The organism is Uliginosibacterium sp. H1, from assembly GCF_036017065.1.
Lineage (GTDB): Bacteria > Pseudomonadota > Gammaproteobacteria > Burkholderiales > Rhodocyclaceae > Uliginosibacterium.
Genome location: NZ_JAYXHR010000001.1, coordinates 257,338 through 280,921, shown reverse-complemented (window position 1 = coordinate 280,921; position 23,584 = coordinate 257,338). Strand labels below are relative to the sequence as shown.

Here is a 23,584-nt window from a genome sequence, read left to right as displayed (position 1 = left end):
ACTTACCTCGTCACTTCCAGATCGACAGCGGCGACATGATCCACACACCCACGACCAGCACCCAGAACAGGCACAGCGGGATGAACACCTTCCAGCCCAGACGCATGATCTGGTCGTAACGGAAGCGCGGGAAAGTCGCACGTACCCACAGGAAGAGGAACAATACGAAAGAAATCTTCAGGCCGAGCCACAGGAAGCTGTCGGGCAGGAAACCCACCGGCGACAGCCAGCCGCCCAGGAACAGCACCGAGGTGAGCGCCGCCACCAGGATCATGTTGGCGTACTCGCCAAGGAAGAACAGCGCGAAGGCCATGCCGGAATATTCGATCATGTGACCGGCGACGATCTCCGACTCGCCTTCCACCACGTCGAACGGCGCGCGCTGCGTCTCGGCAAAACCGGACACCAGATACACCACGAACATCGGCAGCAGCGGCAGCCAGTTCCACGATAGGAAGCCCAGGCCCATCGAAGCGAACATGCCCGTGCCCTGCGAGCGGACGATGTCGGACAGGTTCAGCGAACCGGCCACCATCAGGACGCACACCAGTGCGAAGCCCATGCCCAGTTCGTAGGACACCATCTGCGCAGCCGAACGCATGGCGCCCAGGAAGGCGTACTTCGAGTTGGAGGCCCAGCCGGCGATGATCACGCCATACACGCCGATGGACGTCACGGCCATCAGGTACAGCACACCGGCATTGACGTCGGCCAGTACGCCACCATCCCAGAAAGGCACGACCGCCCATGCGAAGAGCGCGGGCGCGAACACCATGACCGGACCGAGATAGAACAGCGCGGAGCTGGCTTGCGAAGGAAGAATGACTTCCTTGAACAGCAGCTTGAGGCCGTCGGCGATCGGCTGCAGCAGGCCGAACGGACCCACGCGGTTCGGCCCGATACGCACCTGGATGAAACCGATGACCTTGCGTTCTGCCAGCGTGAGGTAAGCCACGCACAGGAAGATCGGCGCGACGATGCACATGATCTTGACCAGCGTCCACACCACCGGCCAGGTCGGACCAAAGAGGTCGGCAACAGGCTGCAGAAGCTCTTGCATCATGCGCGCTCCACCGTCAGCGTCCCGTGCAGACCGCCCAGCGCCACCGTCGCGGCGTGCGCAGCGGCAACGCGGACGCAACCGGCCGGCACGGATTCGTCGGCGCGGGCCACGAGGGCAGCATCGCCGCCACTGCCACGTACCCGGACAGCATCACCGGACTGCAAGCCCAGCTCGGCGAGTTGAGCGGCATTTGCACGCAGGCTTGGCGCAGCACCATCGCGGGTCGCCTGCAGGGCCGGCGCACGGCGCACCAGCGCATCGGCAAAGTGAATGGGCACATCGGCCACACGCTGCAGGCCGGCGGATGCGGCATCCAGACGGGCCACGCCACCTTCCACCGCGTTGGACAGTCGTGCAGTCACCTCGCCTTCGGCAAGCACCGCGGCACGTACTGCTTCACTGGAATCGAAAGCAAAGCCGTCCAGCTGCAACAGGTTGGCCAGCACGCGTAGCACCTTCCAGGCCGGACGACTGTCGCCCAGCGGCTTGGTCACGGCGTGGAAACTCTGCACACGACCTTCCGCATTGACGTAGGAACCGGAGGTTTCGGCGAACGGCGAAACCGGCAGCATCACGTCGGCCATCTCGGCGATGGAATCGCTGGCGAAACTACCCAGGTAGATGACGCTTTCCGCCGCCTGTGCGGCCTTGCGCGCGGCAAGACCGTCGGCACAGTCCAGGTCGGGCTCGACGCCCAGCAACAGGTAGCCCTTGAGCGGCGTGGCCAGCATCGCGGCTGCGTGGGCGCCCTGCCCTTGCGGCAAGGCACCGGCGATGTAGCCGCCCACCGAATTGGCAGCCTCCCCGATCACGCCCACGCTGGCTTGCGTCAGGCGCGCCAGTTCCGCGGCCAGCAATTCCAGCGAGGCGGCGTTCGGATGTTGCACGGCGAAGTTGCCGAGCAACACGGCCGCCTTCTCACCTTCACTCAGTGCGCGGGCGATGGCCTCAGCCTGGTCATCGGCAGACACCGCGGCGACGACATCGCTGACGCTGGCCGACACCTCGGCACCGGCGATCTTCGCGGCAGCCTTGACGATCGCGGCCAGCGAGCGCACCAGATCCGATGGCGCGACGACGAGGTCCTGGGCCAGCGTCATCAGCAGGTCATCTGCGCTGACGTGCAGTCGCATCACGTCGCAACCTTGCGAGGCGGCACGGCGCAGACGCTGCGCCAGCAGCGGATGATCCTTGCGCAGGAAGCTGCCCACGACGAGCACCGCATCCTGGCTGCTCAACTCGGCGACCGGCAAACCCAGCCATGGCGCACCAGCGCGTTTGCCATCCAGCGAGAAATCGGATTGACGCAGGCGGAAATCGACATTGTCGGAGCCCACACCACGTACCAGCTTCTGAGCGAGATACAACTCCTCAAGCGTGCTGTGCGGCGACAGCAAGGCACCGATCTGTTGCGCACCGTGGTCCGCTGCCACACCCTTCAGGGACGAAGCGGCGTACTCCAACGCGGTCTGCCAGTCGACTTCGCGCCACACGCCACCTTGCTTGATGCGCGGTGCGATCAGGCGATCCGGCGAACGCAGCGCTTCGTACGAGAAGCGGTCCTTGTCCGAGATCCAGCATTCGTTCACCGCCTCGTTCTCCAGCGGCAACACGCGCTTCACTTCGTCGTGCTTCACCTGGACGATCAGGTTGGCACCCAGCGAATCGTGCGGGCTCACCGACTTGCGACGGGACAGCTCCCAGGTGCGTGCGGAGAAACGGAAGGGCTTCGAGGTCAGCGCCCCCACCGGGCACAGGTCGATCATGTTGCCGGACAGCTCGGAGTCGACCGTGCGCCCGACGAAGGACATGATCTCGGAGTGCTCGCCACGGTTGGCCATCCCCAGCTCCATGACGCCGGCGATCTCCTGACCGAAGCGGACGCAGCGCGTGCAATGGATGCAACGCGTCATGTCGGTGGAAATCAGCGGGCCGAGGTTCTTGTTGACCACGACGCGCTTTTCTTCCTTGTAGCGCGAACCCGCAGCGCCGTAACCGACGGCCAGATCCTGCAGCTGACATTCGCCGCCCTGGTCGCAGATCGGGCAGTCCAACGGGTGGTTGATGAGCAGGAACTCCATCACCCCCTTCTGCGCATTCACGGCCTTGCTGGAATGCGTGGACACCTTCATGCCGTTGGTGACCGGCGTGGCACACGCGGGCAAGGGCTTGGGCGCCTTCTCCACGTCCACCAGACACATGCGGCAGTTGGCGGCGATGGAGAGCTTCTTGTGGTAGCAGAAGTGCGGAATGTAGGTGCCGGCACGGTTGGCAGCATCGATCACGGTGCTGCCATCGGGCACCTCCAGCTTCGTGCCGTCGATTTCGATCTCTAGCATGCGTGTTCCACGTAAATCTTGCTGCCTTCGCGCTGGACTTCGTGCGGAACGAGGCAGCACTTGTGCTGGATGTGATAAGCGAATTCGTCGCCGAAATGCTTGACGAAACTCTTGACGGGCATCGCGGCGGCATCGCCCAGTGCGCAGATCGTGCGACCCATGATGTTGTCCGACACACCGGTCAGCATCTCGAGATCTTCCGCGCGGCCTTCGCCGTGTTCGATGCGGTGAACCATGCGGTGCAACCAGCCGGTGCCTTCACGGCACGGCGTGCATTGGCCGCAGGATTCCTCGTAGTAGAAATAGGACAGACGCTCCAGCGCACGCACCATGCAGGTCGTCTCGTCCATGACGATGACCGCGCCCGAGCCCAGCATGGAGCCCGCCTTGGCGATGGCGTCGTAGTCCATCGTCAGGTCCATCATGATCGATGCCGGTAGCACCGGCGCGGACGAGCCACCCGGAATCACCGCCTTCAACTTGCGGCCACCGCGCATGCCACCTGCGAGCTCCAGCAGTTCGGTGAACGGCGTGCCGAGCGGGATTTCGTAGTTGCCCGGTCGATTGACGTGGCCCGACACCGAGAACAGCTTGGTGCCGCCGTTGTTCGGCTTGCCAAGGTTCAGGAACGCTTCGCCACCTTCGCGGATGATGTAGGGAATCGACGCGAAGGTCTCGGTGTTGTTGATGGTGGTCGGCTTGCCGTAGAGACCGAAGCTCGCCGGGAACGGCGGCTTGAAGCGCGGCTGGCCCTTCTTGCCCTCGATGGATTCCAGCAGTGCGGTTTCTTCGCCGCAGATGTAGGCACCGTAACCGTGGTGGGCATGCAACTCGAAGCTGAATGCGGAACCGAGGATATGGCTGCCTAGCAGGTTCGCTTCGCGCGCTTCGGCCAGCGCGGCCTCGAAGCGCTCGTACTCCGCGAAGATCTCGCCGTGGATGTAGTTGTAGCCGGTGCCGCAACCCATGGCATAGCCGGCGATGATCATCCCTTCGATCAGCGCATGCGGGTTGTAGCGGATGATGTCGCGATCCTTGAAAGTACCGGGCTCGCCTTCGTCCGAGTTGCAGCAGATGTACTTGGCGCCCGGGAAGGCGCGCGGCATGAAGCTCCACTTCAGGCCCGTGGGGAAGCCTGCGCCGCCACGGCCACGCAAGGCCGATTTCTTCACCTCGGCGATGATGTTCTCGGGAGGAATCTGCTCGGCGATGATCTTCTTCAGCGCGGCATACCCGCCACGCTTCAGGTAATCCTCGAGCCGCCAGGTGTTCTCGCCGGCGACGCCGTCGAGAATGACGCCGTGTCCACTCAGCGCTGTCATTTGCCAAGATCCTCCAGCAGCTTGTCGATCTTGTCGTAGGACATCCAGCTGCACATACGATGGTTGTTCACCAACATGACCGGTGCGTCGCCACAGGCGCCCATGCACTCGCCTTCCTTCAGCGTGAAGCGGCCGTCGGCGGTGGTTTCGTTGTAGTCGATACCCAGCTTCTGCTTGAGGTACTCACCCGCGTCGAAGCCACCGGACAACGCGCACGGCAGGTTGGTGCATACCGTCAGCTTGTGGCGACCGACCGGCTTCAGGTCGTACATGTTGTAGAAGCTGGCCACTTCGTAGGCTGCGATCGGCGGCATGCCGAGATACTTCGCCACGAACTCGATCGTCTCGCTGGCCAGCCAGCCCTTCTCGACCTGCGCAATACGCAGTGCCGACATGACGGCGGACTGCTTGCGGTCGGCGGGATACTTGGCGACTTCGCGGTCTATGGACCGCAGGGATTCTGCAGAAAGCATGCTGTTCGCTTGTCGATCGCTCATCGGTCAATCTCACCGAACACGATGTCCATCGTTCCGATGATCGCCACCACGTCGGCAATCATGTAGCCGCGTGCCAGCTCGTCCATGGCTGCCAGGTGCGCAAAACCGGGCGCACGAAGTTTCAGGCGGTAAGGCTTGTTGGCGCCATCGGAAATGGCGTACACGCCGAATTCACCCTTCGGATGCTCCACCGCCGCATAAGCCTCCCCTTCCGGCACATGCATGCCTTCGGTGAACAGCTTGAAGTGGTGGATCAGCTCCTCCATGCTTTCCTTCATCCTGCTGCGTGCCGGCGGAGCCACCTTGTAGTTGCTGGTGATCACCGGGCCGGGATTCTTGCGCAGCCAGTCGATGCACTGGCGGATGATGCGGTTGCTCTGGCGCATTTCCTCGATGCGACACAGGTAACGGTCGTAGCAGTCGCCATTCACACCGACAGGAATGTCGAAATCGACCTGATCGTACACCTCGTAGGGCTGCTTCTTGCGCAGATCCCACTCGATGCCCGAGCCACGCAGCATCGGTCCGGTAAAGCCCAGGGCCAAAGCACGCTCTGGCGACACAACGCAGATGCCGACGGTGCGCTGCTTCCAGATACGGTTGTCCGTCAGCAGCGTCTCGTATTCATCGACATACTTCGGGAAGCGCTGCGTGAAGTCATCGAGGAAGTCCAGCAAGGAGCCTTCGCGAGCCGCGTTCAGGTCCTTGACCGTTGCCGCGTCCTTGAACTTGGACACCTCGTACTTCGGCATGTGCTCCGGCAGATCGCGATAGACGCCGCCCGGACGATAGTAGGCCGCGTGCATACGCGCACCCGACACCGCCTCGTAGGCATCCATGAGGTCTTCGCGCTCGCGGAAGGTGTAAAGCACCATCGTCATGGCACCGATGTCCAGCGCGTGCGTGCCGATATTGAGCAGGTGGTTCAGCACGCGCGTGATCTCGTCGAACATCACGCGGATGTACTGCGCGCGCAGCGGCACTTCGATGCCCAGCAGCTTCTCGATGGCCATGCAGTAAGCATGCTCGTTGCACATCATCGAGACGTAGTCCAGACGGTCCATATAAGGCACGGACTGGATCCAGGTGCGGGTTTCGGCCAGCTTCTCGGTACCACGGTGCAACAGGCCGATGTGCGGGTCGGCGCGTTCCACCACCTCGCCATCCAGTTCCAGCACCAGGCGCAGCACGCCGTGCGCGGCAGGGTGTTGCGGGCCGAAGTTGACGGTGTAATTGCGGATCTCAGCCATGGCCGACGTCTCCGTAGCTCTCCTCACGCACTATGCGCGGAGTGATCTCGCGCGGCGCGATGCTTACCGGCTGATAGATGACACGGCCCTGCTCCGGGTCGTAACGCATTTCGACGAAACCGGAAATCGGAAAGTCCTTGCGGAACGGATGACCGACGAAGCCGTAGTCGGTCAGGATGCGACGCAGGTCCGGGTGACCACTGAACATGATGCCGTACAGGTCGAACGCCTCGCGCTCGAACCAGTTCGCGGCCGGCCACACGTCGCAGACGGATGCCAGCACCGGGAACTCGTCTTCATCCGCAAACGCCCGCAGACGCAGACGATGATTGTTCTTCACGGACAGCAGATGCGAGACCGCCGCGTAGCGCTTGCTGAACGACTGGCTGCCGGCATAGCTGGAGTAGTCCACGCCGCAAAGATCGATCAGTTGCTCGAACCCCAGGGCCGGCGTGTCACGAAGCACTTCGGCAACCTGGAAATAGTCGGCTGCGGCGACGGTGAGCGTGAGCTCGCCACGATCCAGCCGCAAGGACTGCACGCGTCCTTCGAACGTCGCCTGCAATGAGGCGGAGAGTTGTTCCAGTTTCTGGCTCATCAGGCTTGCCTCAGCGCGCGATGGTGCTGTTCTTGCGGATCTTCTTCTGCAACTGGACGATGCCGTAGAGAAGCGCCTCGGCCGTCGGCGGGCAGCCCGGGACATACACGTCGACGGGCACCACGCGATCGCAGCCGCGCACCACGGAGTAGGAGTAGTGGTAATAGCCGCCGCCGTTGGCGCAGGAACCCATGGAGATGACCCAACGCGGTTCGGCCATCTGGTCATAGACCTTGCGCAAGGCGGGCGCCATTTTGTTGCAAAGCGTGCCAGCCACGATCATCAGGTCGGACTGACGGGGACTGGGGCGGAAGACGACGCCGAAACGGTCGAGGTCGTAGCGGGAACAGCCCGCATGGATCATCTCGACCGCGCAGCAGGCCAGCCCGAAAGTCATCGGCCACAGTGAACCCGTGCGGGTCCAGTTGATGACCGTATCGAGGGTCGTGGTAACGAACCCCTCGCGGAATACGCCTTCAATACTCACGGCTGCACCTTTGATTCAATACTGCGATACAGCACTCATTCCCAGTCGAGGGCGCCTTTCTTCCAGACGTACACGTAACCGAGGATAAGAATGCCGAGAAATACGAACATCTCGAAGAAACCGAACAGACGGACTGCTTCGGTGGCGGCCAGTTCCTTGAGGATCGATGCCCAGGGAATCAGGAACGCCACTTCAAGATCGAATAGGATGAACAGAATTGCAATCAGGTAATAGCGCACATCGAATTTCATGCGCGCATCCTCGAATGCCTCGAAACCGCACTCGTAGGGCGAAAGCTTTTCCGGATCAGGACGATGAGGCGCGAGAATGCGCCCCAGAAGAATGGGCAGGACGCCGATTACTACTCCGACAACAATAAACAGCAATACCGGAAAGTAGTTTTCTAGCATCCAAGGCTCCGATTAACTGGAGTTACTGACTAATTCGGAGAAACGCCCGCATGTGCGGGCGTTTCTAAATGACTGGTGCCGACGGTGAGACTCGAACTCACACGGCTTGCGCCACCACCCCCTCAAGATGGCGTGTCTACCAATTTCACCACGTCGGCGCACCGCAACAAAAGGATTATACGTGACGGCTACTGAACCGCCAAGCAACTATCTTATTTCGGAATGTCGCTGGACTTTGAATCAGTAGCCGGCGCAGACGGCACTGCGGCAGGAGCGGATTGATTCTCAACTCCATCCATAAGACTCGCCGGAACTGCCGCCACACCCGCACGATGACCTGCCAAATAGGTCAGACCGAGGCTGGTGACGAAGAAAACCGTGGCGAGAATAGCAGTCGTCCGGCTGAGGAAATTCGCCGAACCGGAAGAACCGAAAAGGCTGCCTGCGGAACCACCACCAAAGGACGCACCGACATCGGCGCCCTTGCCGTGCTGCAGGAGCACGAAAACGATGAGTGCTAACCCCACGAGAATGTGAAGGACGAGCACCACGCTGAATATTGGACCACCCATGTCTTGTACGCAGGGTCAGTTAGCAAAGAAGCGGGATGTTATCCCGCCCCCTTGCATCAGTCAATGTAAGGCACCAGATCGGGGCGCATGGCCCCGCGACGTCAGCCGAAGCGACCGGTGATGTAGTCTTCGGTCTGCTTCTTCTGCGGCTTCACGAACATCTGGTCGGTGACGCCGAACTCGATGAGCTCGCCGAGGTACATGTAGGCCGTGTAGTCGGAGACGCGGGCGGCCTGCTGCATGTTGTGCGTCACGATGAGGATGGTGACCTTGTCCTTCAGTTCGGTCACCAGCTCTTCGATGTTGGCCGTCGCGATCGGGTCCAGCGCGGAGGTCGGCTCATCGAACAGGATGATCTCCGGGTCGGTCGCTAGGGCGCGCGCAATGCACAGGCGTTGCTGCTGGCCGCCCGAGAGGTTGGCGCCGAGATCGTTGAGGCGGTCCTTCACCTCATCCCACAGCGACGCCCCACGCAGCGCCTGCTCCACCTTCTCGTCGAGCAATGCCCGGCTGTTTTCGCCACGTACGCGCAGGCCGTAGGCCACGTTCTCGTAGATCGACTTCGGGAAGGGATTCGGCTTCTGGAACACCATACTGATGCGCATGCGGACTTCGATCGGATCGACATCCGAAGCCAGCAGGTTGGTGTTGTCGGGATGCAGGCGGATCTCGCCTTCGTACCGGTTGCCCGGATACAGGTCGTGCATGCGGTTGAACGAGCGCAGCAGCGTGGACTTGCCGCAACCGGACGGGCCGATCAGCGCGGTGACCTTCTTCTCGTACACCGGGAAATTGACGCTTTTCAGCGCATGGAAGGCGCTGTAATGGAAGTTGAAGTCCTTGACCTCAGCCTTGATTTTTTCAGGGGTAGCAACTTTGCTCATGGCGATCTCTGTGCGGAATATTCGTTCGGAAGCGGGCTTGCCAACGGGTTACCACTTGATGTTCTTGCGCATGCGATAACGCAGCCAGATCGCCAGGCCGTTCATGAGCAGCGTCATGAGCACCAGCACCAGGCCCGCCGCCGCGGCATTGGCATGGAAGTTCGCATCCGGGCGCGAAGTCCAGTTGAACATCTGGATCGGCAAGACGGTGAAGTCGGCGAAGAGCCAGTCGAAGAGGCCGGCGGTAGGCTCGCCAGTGCCCGGAGCGGGCGGCAGGAAGGCGATGAAGGTCACGGCCCCCACCACGATCAGCGGCGCGGTTTCACCGATGGCACGCGCCAGGCCGATGATGACGCCGGTCAGGATGCCAGCACTGGAGTAAGGCACGATGTGGTCGCGCACCGTCTGCCAGGTGGTTGCACCGCAGGCGTAGGCACCTTCGCGCACCATTTGCGGAATGGCGCGGATGGCCTCTCGGGTCGCCACGATGACCACGGGCAGGATCAACAGCGCCAGCGTCAGGCCAGCAGTGAGGATGCTGTGACCGAGGCCGAAGGTGTAGACGAAGATACCCAGGCCCAGCAGGCCATACACGATGGACGGCACGCCGGCCAGGTTGGTGACGTTGATCTCGATGAGGTCGGTCACCCAGTTCTTGGGTGCGTACTCTTCGAGATAGACGCCAGCGGCAACCCCCAGCGGGATCGCGGTGGCCGCAGTCACCACCATGACCAGCGTGGATCCCACCCAGGCGGCGAGGATGCCCGCCTGGCCTGCGCGTCGCGACGGGAAATTGGTGAAGAAGTCCCAGGACAGGCGCTGGCCACCGGCGCTGATCATGTCGGCAAACAGCGCGATCAGGGTCAGCACGCCGATCATCAGGCATACGATGCCGAGAACGCCGAACATGGCATCCCAGCGCTTGTGCTTCTGGATCAGCGAGCGGATTGCCGCCAGATCCCTTTCCTTGTTCGGAGCAACAGCGGTATTCATGTCAGTAGACCTCGCGGTAGCGCTTGCGCAGCCAGTGGCCGAAGATGTTCAACGCCAGCGTCATCAGCATCAGCGTGAGGCCGGCGGCAAAAATCGTCTTGTAACCGATGGAGTCGTGCGGCAGGTCGCCCATCGACACGCCGGCGATATAGGACGCCAGGGTCATCGCCGAATCGGCCGGATTGAAGGTCAGCAAAGGCTGACTCCCCGCGGCCACGGTCAAGATCATGGTTTCACCGACAGCACGCGAGATGGCGAGCACGTAAGCCGATGCCACGCCGGAGATGGCGGCCGGCAGCACGACGCGCAGCGCCGTCTGCAGGCGAGTCGCGCCCATGGCGTAGGACCCTTCGCGCAGGCTCATCGGCACGGCACGCATGGCGTCTTCGGCCAGCGAAGCGACGTACGGAATGATCATGACGCCCATCACCAGGCCGGCGGACAGGATGTTGAAGCCAGGCAGGGACGGGAAAATCTTCTGTAGTGCCGGCGTCACGACGATCAGCGCGAAGTAGCCGAACACGATGGTAGGTACGCCACCCAGCAACTCCAGCACCGGCTTGGCGGCCTCGCGCACCGAGAACGTGGCGAACTCCGACAGGTAGATGGCGATGATGGTCCCGAGCGGCAACGCGACGGCGAGGGCAACGCCGGCGCTGGTCAGGGTGCCGGAAATCAGCACCATGATGCCGAAGTGGGCATCGGCGAACAGCGGCGTCCACTGCGTATCGGTCAGGAAGTCGATCAGCGGGACTTCCGCGAAGAAGTTCAGCGACTCCGACACCAGGATGTATACGATCCCGACCGTCGTCACCACGGAAACGAAGGCCGCCAGGAAAAGCAGCGATTCGATGAAGCTCTCGCGCAGATTGCGCAGGCGTTTCTTTTTCAAACGATCGCTGGTGCTCGCACCCATCACGACCTCACCCTCTCTCAACATGACGTTATCCATGTGATTTTACCTGCCCTCTCCTGACGTCACGCCACAAAAAAACCCCGGGACCTGCACGCAGCATCCCGGGGTTCCTGCAGAACCCGGAGGAGTTATTCCTTGGGTTCGCGCTTCAGCAGCTCAGCAACTTCCACGCCGACTTCGGGCACGCCGCCGAAAGCGGTGCCGGTGCGGCGCTTGGTGAAGATTTCATGCGCGTGCTTGTACTCGGCGTCCGGCAGCGGCACGTACTTCACTTCCTTGGCCAGCTTGCCGCCTTCCTTCAGGTAGAAGTCGATGAACTCCTTCACTTCAGCGCGATCAGCGGACTTGGCCGACACGTAGATGAAGATCGGACGCGACAGGGGTTGGTAAGTACCCTTCATGACCGTGTCCTGCGACGGCAGCACGGCGGGCTTGCCTGCCTTTTCGACGACAGGAATGGCCTTCAGCTTGTCCTGGTTCTCGGCGTAGTAGGCATAGCCGAAATAACCGATGGCGTTGATGTCACGCGAGACGCCCTGGACCAGCACGTTGTCATCTTCAGACGCGGTGAAGTCGCCGCGGCTGGCCTTGGCCTTGCCGTTGATGGCTTCGGTGAAGTAGTCGAAGGTGCCGGAGTCGGCACCCGGGCCGAACAGCTTGATCGGCGCGTCGGGCCAGGCCGGGTTCACCTGGTTCCACTTGGTGATCTTGCCTTGAGCGGCCGGTTCCCAGATCTTCTTCAGTTCTTCGACAGTGATCTGCTTCAGGAACGGGTTCTTCGGGTTGGCAACGACGGTCAGCGCGTCGAAAGCGACGGGCAGTTCGATGTACTTGATGCCGGCGGCCTTGCACTCCGCCATTTCGTTAGCAAGGATCGGGCGGGATGCACCGGAGATATCGGTCTCGCCACGGCAGAACTTCTTGAAGCCACCACCCGTGCCAGACACGCCGACGGTCACTTTGACCGAGCCCTTCTTGGCCTTCTGGAACTCTTCGGCGACCGCTTCGGTGACCGGGAAGACGGTGCTGGAACCGTCAATCTTCACGATTGCCTGGGCCTTGGCACCCTGGGCAGCGAAACCAGCAGCAACCATCGCAGCGATGGTCAGGATCTTGAAACCGTTCATAACTCGACTCCTTGTATGGATTGGCCTGAAGCCGGAGGCAAGTGTATGAACGCTTTGTTACAGACGCATTACGTGTAAGAAATCAGTCGCACCGACAGGGGCTACGGCAGCCCCTGCAGTGGTTTGCTACTCGACGGCCCGGCTCACCACCTCGGCAATGCTGCGGGACAGGCGTTCAACCTTGGCGCCATCCGCCCCCTCCACCATCACACGCAACAATGGCTCGGTGCCGGAGGGCCGCAGCAGGACACGCCCTTCGCGGCCCAGTTCATCCTCGGCTGCTTGCCTGGCAGCAGCGATATCGGCGTCCGACGCCCAGTCGAAACCGGCAGTCATGCGTACGTTGATCAACTTCTGGGGGTAGAACACCAAGGATCGGCACGCTTCGGCAAGGGTTTCGCCGCTCTGCCGCAGGGCGGCCAGCACCTGCAGCGCCGACACGATGCCGTCACCGGTCGTATGCCGGTCCAGGCAGATGATATGACCGGAATTCTCGCCACCCAGCTTGCAGCCCTTCTCCAGCATCAACTCCAGCACGTAGCGGTCGCCCACCTTGGCACGGTGGAAATCTACCCCCATGTCGCGGATCGCGTTCTCGAAGCCGAGGTTGCTCATCAAGGTGCCAACCACGCCGCTCAACCGCCCCTCCGCTTGCTGGGCACGGGCGATGACGTAGAGAAGTTTGTCTCCGTCATACAGCTCGCCACTGCGGTCGCACATCAGTACGCGGTCCGCATCGCCGTCCAGCGAAATGCCGATGTCCGCCCCCGTGCGCAACACCGCTTCGCTCAGGCTCTTGGGCGCCGTGGCACCGACGCCATCGTTGATGTTGAGACCGTTGGGCTCGACACCCACCGCCACCACCTCGGCGCCAAGTTCATGGAAAACCTTGGGCGCAATCTGGTAGGCCGCGCCGTTTGCACAATCCAGTGCGATCTTCAGGCCACGCAGGTTCAGCTCGTTCGGGAAGCTGCTCTTGCAGAACTCGATGTAACGGCCGGCGGCGTCATCGATACGACGTGCGCGCCCCATCCTGGCCGAATCCACGCAGCCCATCGGTTCATCCAGATGCGCCTCGATTTCGGCCTCCACTGCATCGGGCAGCTTGGCGCCGCCTGCCGAGAAGAACTTGATGCCGTTGTCGTAGTACGGATTGTGCGACGCCGAAATGACCACCCCCGCCTGCAGGCGCAGCGCACGGGTGAGGTAAGCAACCGCCGGCGTGGGAATCGGGCCTGCGAGGATCACGTCCACGCCGGCAGCCGCAAATCCTGCCTCCAGCGCAGCCTCCAGCATGTAGCCGGAAATCCGCGTGTCCTTGCCGATCAGCACCGCAGGATGATGTCCCGGACGCATCTGCTCGCGCGCCACCAGCGTGACGCCCGCGGCATAGCCAAGGCGCATCACGAATTCCGGCGTGATCGGGGACTCGCCGACGCGGCCACGTACACCGTCGGTGCCAAAGTATTTGCGACTCATGGAAATGATGGACCTGTCTGGAAGTTTTCTTGTTGTCGAGTATTCAACCGCGCAACGCTGCCCACACCTTCAGGGCATCGACGGTTGGCGCCACATCGTGCACGCGCAGGATGGCAGCTCCATGTTGCGCTGCCATCAAGGCTGCAGCCGCGCTGGCAGCCTGGCGTTCCTGCACAGCCCGGCCCGTGATGTGGCCAAGCATGGTCTTGCGGGAAACGCCGACCAGCAGAGGATAGCCCAGGCCAGCGAAGCGCGGCAGCGCCCGGAAGAGCAGCACATTGTGCGCCAGCGTCTTGCCGAAGCCGAAACCCGGATCCAGCACGATGCGCCCGGGTGCGCAGCCTGCGTCCATTAGCGCCCGAGCACGCGCGAGCAGATGCTGCTCCACTTCGTGCACAACATCGTCGTAATGGGGCGCCTGCTGCATGCTGCGCGGTTCGCCCTGCATGTGCATCAGGCAAACAGCGGCGGATGATTGCGCGGCAGCTTCTAGCGCGCCATCCGCCTGCAGGGCATTGATGTCGTTGATCATCGCCGCCCCCGCCCTCGCCGCCTCACGCATCACCACAGGCTTCACCGTATCGACTGAAATCGGCAGGCCGAGCGGCAACAAGCGCTCCAGCGCCGGCAGCACGCGGTCGAGCTCTTCATGCTCACTGACCGGCTGCGCACCGGGCCGCGATGACTCGCCGCCGATGTCGAGCATGTCCGCGCCGTCGGCCAGGGCTTGCTCGGCGTGGCGCAAAACCGCATCCGTGGAGCCGGCATGGCCGTCACCGGAGAACGAATCCGGCGTGAGGTTGATGATTGCCATCACCTTCGGTTGTTCGAAGCTCAGTGTGAAACCGGCACACTGCAGATCCGTCGTTTGTTTCATGGAAGCAGGTCGGAAAACAAAACGGGCGTCATCCTTGGATGACGCCCGTATCGGGAAACCCCAGCCGCGTCAGGCCGCGGCCGGTGCGTTCGGCTCGGCGCCCGAAGAATCATCAGGGCGCGAATTCGTCGGGGTGGCGGACGGCTTGGGCGGACGCGGCTTGCCACCAGCCATGATGTCGTTGATCTGGTCCGCATCCAGCGTTTCCCACTCCAGCAGCGCCGCGGTCATGACTTCGATCTTCTCGCGGCTCTCCTCGATCAGGCGACGCGCCAAGGCATACTGTGCATCGATGATCCGGCGGATCTCGCCGTCCACCTTCTGCATGGTGGCTTCGGACACATTGCGATGCTGGGTCACGGAACGACCCAGGAAGATTTCACCTTCCTCCTCGCCATACACCATCGGCCCGAGCGCATCGGACATGCCCCACTGGGTGACCATGCGACGCGCAATGTCGGTTGCACGCTGGAAGTCGTTCGAGGCGCCAGTGGTCATCTGGTTCATGAACACTTCTTCGGCGATCCGGCCCCCGAACAACACGGCGATGGTCTGCAGCAGACGGTCACGATCCTGGCTGTAGCGGTCCTCTTCCGGCAACTGCATGGTCACGCCCAACGCGCGCCCGCGCGGAATGATGGTGACCTTGTGCACCGGATCGGTCTTGTCGAGCAGCTTGGCGACGACGACGTGGCCGGACTCGTGATACGCCGTGTTGCGGCGCTCTTCCTCCGGCATGACCACCGAGCGCCGCGCGGCGCCCATCATGATCTTGTCCTTGGCGCTCTCGAAATCGTCCATGTCCACCAGGCGCTTGTTGGCGCGTGCGGCGAACAGGGCGGCCTCATTGACCAGGTTGGCGAGATCGGCACCGGCAAAACCCGGCGTACCGCGAGCAAGCACTTGCGGATCGACGTCAGGCGCGATCGGCACCTTGCGCATATGCACGCGCAGGATCTGCTCACGACCACGGATGTCCGGCAGCGGCACCACGACCTGGCGATCGAAGCGGCCCGGACGCAGCAGTGCAGGATCGAGCACGTCCGGACGGTTGGTCGCGGCAATCACGATCACCCCGGTCTGGCCTTCGAAGCCATCCATTTCAACGAGCAACTGGTTCAGCGTCTGCTCGCGCTCATCGTTCCCACCACCGAGGCCGGCGCCACGCTGGCGGCCCACCGCGTCGATTTCATCGATGAAGACGATGCAGGGCGCCTGCTTCTTAGCGTTCTCGAACATGTCGCGAACGCGTGCGGCACCGACGCCGACGAACATTTCCACGAAGTCCGAACCGGAGATGCTGAAGAACGGCACCTTCGCTTCACCGGCGATGGCCTTGGCGAGCAAGGTCTTGCCGGTACCCGGCGAACCGACCATCAGCACACCCTTGGGAATACGGCCACCCAGTTTCTGGAACTTGGACGGATCGCGCAGGAAGTCGACCAGTTCGGAGACCTCTTCCTTCGCTTCATCGCAGCCAGCAACGTCGGCGAAAGTAATCGAGTTGGCCGAATCGTCGAGCATGCGCGCCCGGCTCTTGCCGAAGGAGAAGGCCCCCCCGCGGCCACCGCCCTGCATCTGGCGCATGAAGAAGATCCAGACCCCGATCAGCAGCAGCATCGGGAACCAGGACACGAAGATGCTCATGAGCACCGACTGTTCTTCTTCCGGTTTGGCGGCAGACACCGTGACCCCGTACTTGCGCAGGTCATCGATCATCCACAGATCCTGATAGCCCGGCGTGTAGACGGTGACGTCGCGCCCGTCCTGGGTCTTGGCGATCAGCTTGCGGCCATCCACCGTAACCTTGGCAACACGCCCCTGCCGTGCCTCGTCCATGAACTGCGAGTACTCGAGCGTGTTCTGGGTCGCCTGGCGGGAATTGAACTGGTTGAACACCGTCATCAGCACGACACCGATGACCAGCCAGATGGCGAGATTCTTGAAAAGATTGTTCAAGGCGACTCCTGTGACGCCCCTGAATACCGGGGCTTTGGCGTGATTCGACTGATTCTATGCCCTATCGTTCCGACGCTGCAATGCAAGATAGGCCTCATAGCAGCCTTCTATGGGTGACCCGTTGGCGCCCCCAGACGACCCATTCCCAGCAGGTAGACCTCGGCACTGCGGTCGCGCGATGCATCCGGCTTACGTGAATGCAGTTGCTTGAAACTCTCCTGCATGGCCGCACGAAACTCCATGAACCCGGCTCCCTGGAATACCTTGATCAGCATGTTGCCGCCCGTGCGCAAATGCGATTGGGAAAAATCCAGTGCCAATTCAGCAAGATGCATCATCCGGCCGTCGTCACTGATGGCAATTCCAGACATATTGGGGGCCATGTCCGATAAAACAAGGTCAACTTCACGTCCGGCCAGGAGTGTTTCAAATTCCATCAGCACCGAGTCCTCGCGGAAGTCCCCCTGAAGGAAGGTCACTTCGGGGATCGGGTCCATCGGCAGGATGTCCAATGCGAATACCTCGCCTCCCGGTTTCACGCGGGGTGCGGCGACCTGGCACCACGAGCCCGGCGTCGATCCAAGATCGACAACCACCATTCCCGGGCGCAACAGGCGATCGCGCTCATCGATCTCCAGAAGCTTGAACGCGGCGCGTGCACGAAAGCCCTCGGCCTTGGCGCGCTGGACCCAGTGATCGTTGACGTGCTCCGTCATCCAGTTTTTGCTGCTCTTGCTGCGCTTCATCGCGGTAAAATCCGGTTTTGCTACGAAAGTTTTCCTGAATGTTCCAGCTCACACCCGCCCAGCGCCGCGATCTGCGCGCCAAGGCCCATCACCTGAATCCGGTGGTCAGCATTGCCGGCAATGGCCTGACCCCTGCGGTGCTGGCCGAAATCGAACGTTCGCTAAAGGCCCACGAACTCATCAAGGTACGCGTGTATGGCGACGAGCGCGCCGTCCGCGAGGACATCCTCAATACGGTATGCACGGAGCTCGGCTGCGCGGCCGTCCAGCATATCGGCAAGTTGCTCGTCCTGTTCCGCCCCAATCCCGATGAATCCGCTCCGGCAGCGGCAGGCAAGACCACCCGCCCGCGCATTGCAGGTGGCAAGCTGCCCGGCGTCAGTTCCGGCGCCCGGCCGAAGCGTGATGGGCCCATCCGCACGACGGTGACTTCGGAGCGCGCGCCGCGTATCCGCAAGCCCACGGCAGGTAGCGGCCGCATCAAGAAAAGCGCCCGCTGAAGACAACGGCCCGCTTTGCGGGCCGTTTTTTCTGGAACGCAGTGCACCCAAACCGCCTATGCCTGACGCTTGAACAGCTGGGTAACCAGCGCGATGCCGAGTGCACTCTGGATCAGGTAGAGCACGCTGGAAATCCCGTGCCAGGCGACGAAGCGATCGCGCACCACGCTTTCCATCACTTCGCGCGGAAAAGCCTCGGCGCGCAGCTTCGCGATGATCGGCGTGATGCCGAAGTGGCCCGCAAGTACCAGCAGCAGCATCGCCACCACCAGCCAGAACACCGCCGCCTTCAGTGCGCGGGCTCCTTCGCGCACCAACAGGTAGATCAGCAGGTAAGCCGCGCAGCCCATGCCGATCCAGGCCACGATACGGAAGAACTGCCCGGCCAACGAGCCGGCCAGGCTGCGGTCACTCAAGGTATGGAACAGGGTCGGCGCCACCACATAGCCGATCGCCCACAAGACGCCGACCCACAGCGTGGCGGCAATCGCGAACAGGTAATCGGCGAGGCGGCCCATCGACTTCAGATGTACTTGACGTCGAGTACCTCGTACTCGCGCACGCCGCCCGGCGCCTGAACCTCGGCGACATCACCCGCGTACTTGCCGATCAGCGCGCGGGCAATCGGCGAGCTCACCGAAATCTTGCCGGCCTTGAGGTCGGCCTCGTCGTCACCCACGATCTGGTAGGTCACGGAGTCGCCGGAGTCGAGATCCTCGAGATCCACCGTCGCGCCAAACACGCAACGGCCGTCCGCATCCAGCAGCTTGGGGTCGATGATCTGGGCATTGCCCAGTTTGCCTTCGACCTCCTTGATGCGGCCCTCGATGAAGCCCTGACGCTCCTTGGCGGCGTCGTACTCGGCGTTCTCGGACAAGTCGCCATGCGAGCGCGCCTCGGCAATCGCCTCGATGACTTTCGGGCGCTCGACGGTCTTCAGGCGGTGCAGCTCCTGCTTCAGCTGTTCGGCACCGGCAACGGTCAACGGAATGGTGTTCATGTTCTTGGATCAGTGCAGCAACTCGGCATGCAAGGATTGCAGCGAGTAGGTTTCCAGACCGGCGAGATGGCGCATGCCCATGCAGGCCGCGCGTGCGCCTTCGATAGTGGTGTAGACGGTGACCTTCGCAGCCAGCGCGCTGGTGCGGATGGAGCGCGAATCGACAATCGCCTGGCGCTTTTCTTCCACCGTGTTGATGACCAGGGTGATCTCGTTGTTCTTGATCATGTCCACGATGTGCGGACGACCTTCCATCACCTTGTTCACCGCTTCCACCGCGATGCCCGCGGCCTCCAGGTGCGTCGCCGTACCCTTCGTGGCGACCAGCGTGAAGCCGAGCTCGATCAGCTCGCGCGCGACCTCGATCGCCTTGGGCCGGTCCGTCGGCTTGACGCTGATGAACACTTTGCCTGCCTGCGGCAGACGCGTGCCGGCAGCGATCTGGCTCTTCACGAAAGCTTCCGCGAAGCTGCGGCCGACGCCCATCACTTCACCGGTGGACTTCATCTCCGGTCCGAGGATGGTGTCGACGCCCGGGAACTTGTTGAAGGGGAAGACCGCTTCCTTCACCGAGTAGTAAGGCGGCACGATCTCGCCCTTCAGGCCCTGTTCCGCCAGCGTCTGGCCTGCCATGGCACGTGCGGCGATCTTCGCCAGCGGCAGCGAGCAGGCCTTGGACACGAAAGGCACGGTGCGCGAAGCGCGCGGATTCACTTCCAGCACGTACACCACCGCATTGTCGCCTTGGCCCTGGATGGCGAACTGCACGTTCATCAGGCCGACGACGTTCAGCGCCTTGGCCATCAGCTCGGTCTGACGGCGCAGTTCGTCCTGCAGCACCTTCGACAGCGAATAAGGCGGCAGCGAACAGGCAGAGTCACCCGAGTGCACGCCGGCCTGCTCGATGTGTTCCATGATGCCGCCGATGATGACCTGCTTGCCGTCGGACAGCGCATCGACGTCCACTTCAGTCGCATCGTTCAGGAAGCGGTCCAGCAACACCGGTGAATCGTTGGAGACCTTCACGGCCTCGCGCATGTAGCGCTCCAGGTCCTTCTGCTCGTGCACAATTTCCATCGCACGACCGCCCAGCACATAGCTGGGGCGCACGACCAGCGGGTAGCCGATCTCGGCCGCCAGGCGCACGGCCTCTTCCGGTGCACGTGCGGTGCGGTTGGGTGGCTGCTTGAGGCCCAGGTCCTGCAGCAGCTTCTGGAAACGCTCACGGTCTTCCGCAGCGTCGATCATGTCCGGGCTGGTACCGATGATGGGCACACCGTTCGCCTCCAGCGCGCGGGCGCGCTTCAGCGGCGTCTGGCCGCCGAATTGCACGATCACGCCGACCGGCTTCTCGACATGCACGATCTCGAGGATGTCTTCCAGCGTGATCGGTTCGAAGTACAGACGGTCGGAGGTGTCGTAGTCGGTCGACACGGTTTCCGGGTTGCAGTTGACCATGATGGTTTCATAACCATCCTCGCGCAGCGCGAGCGCCGCGTGCACGCAGCAGTAGTCGAACTCGATGCCCTGGCCGATGCGGTTCGGACCACCGCCCAGCACCATGATCTTCTTCTTGTTGGTCGGCTGTGCCTCGCATTCCTCTTCATAGCTGGAATACATGTAGGCGGTGTTCGAAGCGAACTCGGCCGCGCAGGTATCGACGCGCTTGTAGACCGGACGCACACCCAGTGCATGGCGATGCAGGCGCACCGCGGTTTCATCCGAGCCCAGCAGCTTCGAAAGCCGACGGTCCGAGAAGCCCTTGCGCTTCAGCACGCGCAGCGCCGCGGCGTCCAGACTCTTCAGCGAACGGCCGCTCAGGTTCTTCTCGCTGAGGATGATGTCCTCGATCTGCGCGAGGAACCACGGGTCGATCTTGGTCAGCTTGTGCAGTTCATCCAGCGACATGCCTTCGCGGAAGCCTTGGCCGACGTACCAGATGCGGCTCGCGCCCGGGTTCGCCAGTTCCAGTTCCAGCTCTTCGCGATCGCACTCGATTTCGTCGAGACCGTAAGCGCCGACTTCCAGGCCGCGCAGCGCCTTCTGGAAAGACTCCTGGAAGGTACGGCCCATCGCCATCACCTCGCCCACCGACTTCATCTGGGTGGTGAGGCGCGCGTTGGCCTGCGGGAATTTCTCGAAGGCGAAACGCGGGATCTTGGTGACGATGTAGTCGATGGACGGCTCGAAGGACGCCGGGGTCAGGCCGCCGGTGATGTCGTTCTTCAGTTCGTCCAGGGTGAAGCCCACGGCCAGCTTGGCGGCGATCTTGGCGATCGGGAAGCCGGTGGCCTTGGAGGCCAGCGCGGAGGAACGCGACACGCGCGGGTTCATCTCGATGACGATCAGGCGACCGTCCTTCGGATTCACCGCGAACTGCACGTTGGAGCCGCCGGTATCCACGCCGATCTCGCGCAGCACCGCCACCGAGGCGTTGCGCATGATCTGGTATTCCTTGTCGGTCAGCGTCTGAGCCGGCGCGATGGTGATCGAGTCACCGGTGTGTACGCCCATCGGGTCGAGGTTCTCGATGGAGCAGACGATGATGCAGTTGTCGTGCTTGTCGCGCACGACTTCCATCTCGAACTCCTTCCAGCCCAGCAGCGACTCTTCGATCAGCAGTTCGCGGGTGGGCGACAGATCCAGGCCGCGGGTGCAGATCTCGTTGAATTCCTCGATGTTGTAGGCGATGCCGCCACCCGTACCACCCATCGTGAAGCTGGGGCGGATGATGGCCGGGAAGCCCACCTTGGCCTGCACGGCGAGCGCCTCTTCCATGCTGTGGGCGATGCCGGAGCGGGCGGATTCGAGACCGATCTTGGTCATCGCGTCCTTGAACTTCAGGCGGTCCTCGGCCTTGTCGATGGCTTCCGGCGTGGCGCCGATCAGCTCGACGTCGTACTTCTCCAGCACGCCGTTACGCCACAGGTCCAGCGCGCAGTTCAGCGCGGTCTGGCCGCCCATGGTCGGCAGCACGGCGTCGGGACGTTCCTTCTCGATGATGCGCTCGACCACCTGCCAGGTGATCGGCTCGATATAGGTCACGTCGGCCATGTTCGGGTCGGTCATGATCGTGGCCGGATTGCTGTTGACCAGGATGACCTTGTAGCCCTCGTCACGCAGCGCCTTGCAAGCTTGCGCGCCCGAATAATCGAACTCGCAGGCCTGGCCGATGATGATCGGGCCGGCGCCGATGATGAGGATGCTTTCTATGTCGGTGCGTTTGGGCATTTACTGTCGCGTGAAACCTGAAACGTGGATGTCATGACGTGCGGACACGTCCTCGCTGGCGCGGTGCGCCATCACGTTTCGCGTTTCACTTCTCCATCATTTTCACGAACTTGTCGAACAGGTAGGCCACGTCATGCGGGCCAGGGCTGGCTTCCGGGTGGCCCTGGAAGCACAGCGCGGGGCGGTCGGTCCAGATGAGGCCCTGCAGGCTGCCGTCGAACAGCGACACGTGCGTGGTGCGCACGTTGGCGGGCAGCGTGGCGGCATCCACCGCGAAACCGTGGTTCTGGCTGGTGATCAGCACGCGGCCGGAGTCCAGGTCCTTCACCGGATGGTTCGCACCGTGGTGGCCGAACTTCATCTTCAGCGTCTTTGCGCCAGCGGCCAGGCCCATGATCTGGTGCCCCAGGCAGATGCCGAACACCGGCAGACGCTTCTCGAGAAAAGTCTTCGTCGCGGCGATCGCGTAGTCGCAGGGCTCGGGGTCGCCCGGGCCGTTGGACAGGAACACGCCGTCCGGATTCATCGCCAGCACTTCCGCCGCTGGCGTCTGCGCCGGCACGACGGTGAGCTTGCAGCCGCGCTCGGCCAGCATGTGCAGGATGTTCTGCTTCACGCCGAAGTCGTAGGCAACGACATGGAAGCGCGCATTGCTTTGCTCCACGAAGCCCTTACCCAACTTCCATTCACCGGAAGTCCAAGGATAGGACCGGGTGGTACTCACCACCTTGGCGAGGTCCATGCCGGCCAGGCCGGGGAAGCCACGCGCCTCGGCGACGGCGGCCTCTGCGTTCAGTTCTTTCGCACTGGCAGCAGTGACGAGGCAGCCAGCCTGCGCGCCTTTTTCACGCAGGATGCGGGTCAGCTTGCGGGTGTCGATGCCGGCGATGCCGACAACGTTTGCCGCCTTCAGGTAATCGTCCAGCGATTGCTCGGAACGGAAGTTCGACACACGCACCGGCAGGTCTCGGATGACCAGGCCGGCGGCATACACGCCATTGGCCTCGCAATCCTCGCGATTGGTGCCGACGTTGCCGATATGGGGATGTGTCAGGGTAACGATCTGGCGCGTGTAGGACGGGTCGGTCAGGATTTCCTGGTAACCCGTGATCGCGGTGTTGAACACCACTTCGCCGACCGATTTGCCCACTGCGCCAAGGCCACTGCCGGAAAAAACGGTACCGTCGGCAAGCGCAAGCAGCGCGTGAAGGGTGTCAGCCAAAATCTGCTCCTAAATTCCAGGATTTCCGGGACTGGAACGGGGCTTCCAGCTCGCCGGAGCGTCTCGCAGCGTCGCGTTACGCATTGATTTTGCACGTGTTTTCAACACTTCC

General features: G+C 62.4%; 22 protein-coding genes and 1 tRNA gene. 1 reads left to right on the top strand and 22 read right to left on the bottom strand.

What is annotated here, in order from left to right; genetic code table 11:
- Positions 1 to 10 precede the first annotated feature (10 nt).
- From nuoH to VVD47_RS01195, 18 genes are all read right to left on the bottom strand, one after another.
- A complete protein-coding gene (nuoH, locus tag VVD47_RS01280; RefSeq protein WP_327603164.1) occupies positions 11 to 1,060 on the bottom strand; it encodes an NADH-quinone oxidoreductase subunit NuoH in 1,050 nt (349 codons plus the stop codon).
- A complete protein-coding gene (gene nuoG / locus VVD47_RS01275) occupies positions 1,060 to 3,402 on the bottom strand; it encodes an NADH-quinone oxidoreductase subunit NuoG (protein ID WP_327601589.1) in 2,343 nt (780 codons plus the stop codon). The genes nuoH and nuoG overlap by 1 nt, the downstream gene beginning before the upstream one ends.
- Positions 3,396 to 4,724, bottom strand: coding sequence for an NADH-quinone oxidoreductase subunit NuoF (gene nuoF, locus VVD47_RS01270; protein WP_327601588.1), 1,329 nt, complete (start codon positions 4,722 to 4,724; stop codon positions 3,396 to 3,398). The genes nuoG and nuoF overlap by 7 nt, the downstream gene beginning before the upstream one ends.
- The gene (gene nuoE, locus VVD47_RS01265) at positions 4,721 to 5,197 is read right to left on the bottom strand and encodes an NADH-quinone oxidoreductase subunit NuoE (RefSeq protein WP_327601587.1); all 477 of its coding nucleotides are present in this window, start codon (positions 5,195 to 5,197) and stop codon (positions 4,721 to 4,723) included. Before nuoE ends, nuoF begins: the two co-directional genes overlap by 4 nt.
- Positions 5,198 to 5,217: 20 nt before the next feature.
- Positions 5,218 to 6,471 carry an NADH-quinone oxidoreductase subunit D gene (locus VVD47_RS01260; RefSeq protein ID WP_327601586.1) on the bottom strand — a complete coding sequence of 418 codons (1,254 nt, stop codon included), beginning with the start codon at positions 6,469 to 6,471 and terminating at the stop codon, positions 5,218 to 5,220.
- Entirely contained in the window at positions 6,464 to 7,069 is a 606-nt protein-coding gene (locus tag VVD47_RS01255) for an NADH-quinone oxidoreductase subunit C (RefSeq protein WP_327601585.1), read from the bottom strand. Before VVD47_RS01255 ends, VVD47_RS01260 begins: the two co-directional genes overlap by 8 nt.
- Before the next feature lie 10 nt (positions 7,070 to 7,079).
- Positions 7,080 to 7,556, bottom strand: a complete 477-nt coding sequence (locus tag VVD47_RS01250; protein WP_327601584.1) for a NuoB/complex I 20 kDa subunit family protein — start codon at positions 7,554 to 7,556, stop codon at positions 7,080 to 7,082.
- A 35-nt stretch (positions 7,557 to 7,591) separates the two neighbouring features.
- Positions 7,592 to 7,966 (bottom strand): NADH-quinone oxidoreductase subunit A, encoded by a 375-nt coding sequence (gene ndhC / locus VVD47_RS01245; protein WP_327601583.1) that lies wholly within the window; start codon positions 7,964 to 7,966, stop codon positions 7,592 to 7,594.
- Positions 7,967 to 8,039: 73 nt separating this feature from the next.
- Positions 8,040 to 8,124: transfer RNA gene (locus tag VVD47_RS01240), tRNA-Leu, on the bottom strand.
- Positions 8,125 to 8,178: 54 nt separating this feature from the next.
- Complete coding sequence (gene secG / locus VVD47_RS01235; RefSeq protein WP_327601582.1) at positions 8,179 to 8,538, bottom strand: preprotein translocase subunit SecG; 360 nt, start codon at positions 8,536 to 8,538, stop codon at positions 8,179 to 8,181.
- 101 nt (positions 8,539 to 8,639) lie between these two features.
- Positions 8,640 to 9,422, bottom strand: coding sequence for a phosphate ABC transporter ATP-binding protein PstB (gene pstB, locus VVD47_RS01230; protein WP_327601581.1), 783 nt, complete (start codon positions 9,420 to 9,422; stop codon positions 8,640 to 8,642).
- Between the two features lie 48 nt (positions 9,423 to 9,470).
- Positions 9,471 to 10,415: a phosphate ABC transporter permease PstA gene (pstA, locus tag VVD47_RS01225; RefSeq protein ID WP_327601580.1), complete on the bottom strand. Its 945-nt coding sequence runs from the start codon at positions 10,413 to 10,415 to the stop codon at positions 9,471 to 9,473.
- A 1-nt stretch (position 10,416) separates the two neighbouring features.
- Positions 10,417 to 11,367, bottom strand: a complete 951-nt coding sequence (gene pstC, locus VVD47_RS01220; RefSeq protein ID WP_327601579.1) for a phosphate ABC transporter permease subunit PstC — start codon at positions 11,365 to 11,367, stop codon at positions 10,417 to 10,419.
- A gap of 92 nt (positions 11,368 to 11,459) precedes the next feature.
- Positions 11,460 to 12,458 carry a PstS family phosphate ABC transporter substrate-binding protein gene (locus tag VVD47_RS01215; protein ID WP_327601578.1) on the bottom strand — a complete coding sequence of 333 codons (999 nt, stop codon included), beginning with the start codon at positions 12,456 to 12,458 and terminating at the stop codon, positions 11,460 to 11,462.
- A 126-nt stretch (positions 12,459 to 12,584) separates the two neighbouring features.
- Entirely contained in the window at positions 12,585 to 13,937 is a 1,353-nt protein-coding gene (gene glmM / locus VVD47_RS01210) for a phosphoglucosamine mutase (RefSeq protein WP_327601577.1), read from the bottom strand.
- Between the two features lie 43 nt (positions 13,938 to 13,980).
- A complete protein-coding gene (folP, locus tag VVD47_RS01205) occupies positions 13,981 to 14,814 on the bottom strand; it encodes a dihydropteroate synthase (protein WP_327601576.1) in 834 nt (277 codons plus the stop codon).
- 69 nt (positions 14,815 to 14,883) lie between these two features.
- A complete protein-coding gene (ftsH, locus tag VVD47_RS01200; protein ID WP_327601575.1) occupies positions 14,884 to 16,773 on the bottom strand; it encodes an ATP-dependent zinc metalloprotease FtsH in 1,890 nt (629 codons plus the stop codon).
- A gap of 107 nt (positions 16,774 to 16,880) precedes the next feature.
- A complete protein-coding gene (locus tag VVD47_RS01195) occupies positions 16,881 to 17,519 on the bottom strand; it encodes an RlmE family RNA methyltransferase (protein WP_327601574.1) in 639 nt (212 codons plus the stop codon).
- Between the two features lie 38 nt (positions 17,520 to 17,557).
- Between VVD47_RS01195 and yhbY the strand changes: the two genes are divergently transcribed.
- Positions 17,558 to 18,019, top strand: coding sequence for a ribosome assembly RNA-binding protein YhbY (yhbY, locus tag VVD47_RS01190; protein WP_327601573.1), 462 nt, complete (start codon positions 17,558 to 17,560; stop codon positions 18,017 to 18,019).
- A 56-nt stretch (positions 18,020 to 18,075) separates the two neighbouring features.
- Here the strand turns inward: yhbY and VVD47_RS01185 are convergent, their stop codons facing one another.
- The 4 genes from VVD47_RS01185 to carA all read right to left on the bottom strand — a co-directional run bounded on the left by VVD47_RS01185 (position 18,076) and on the right by carA (position 23,472).
- Complete coding sequence (locus VVD47_RS01185) at positions 18,076 to 18,537, bottom strand: DUF4149 domain-containing protein (RefSeq protein WP_327601572.1); 462 nt, start codon at positions 18,535 to 18,537, stop codon at positions 18,076 to 18,078.
- 5 nt (positions 18,538 to 18,542) lie between these two features.
- Positions 18,543 to 19,019 carry a transcription elongation factor GreA gene (gene greA / locus VVD47_RS01180; protein WP_327601571.1) on the bottom strand — a complete coding sequence of 159 codons (477 nt, stop codon included), beginning with the start codon at positions 19,017 to 19,019 and terminating at the stop codon, positions 18,543 to 18,545.
- A gap of 9 nt (positions 19,020 to 19,028) precedes the next feature.
- Positions 19,029 to 22,250 carry a carbamoyl-phosphate synthase large subunit gene (gene carB, locus VVD47_RS01175; protein WP_327601570.1) on the bottom strand — a complete coding sequence of 1,074 codons (3,222 nt, stop codon included), beginning with the start codon at positions 22,248 to 22,250 and terminating at the stop codon, positions 19,029 to 19,031.
- Positions 22,251 to 22,335: 85 nt separating this feature from the next.
- Positions 22,336 to 23,472, bottom strand: a complete 1,137-nt coding sequence (carA, locus tag VVD47_RS01170) for a glutamine-hydrolyzing carbamoyl-phosphate synthase small subunit (RefSeq protein WP_327601569.1) — start codon at positions 23,470 to 23,472, stop codon at positions 22,336 to 22,338.
- Positions 23,473 to 23,584: the final 112 nt, after the last annotated feature.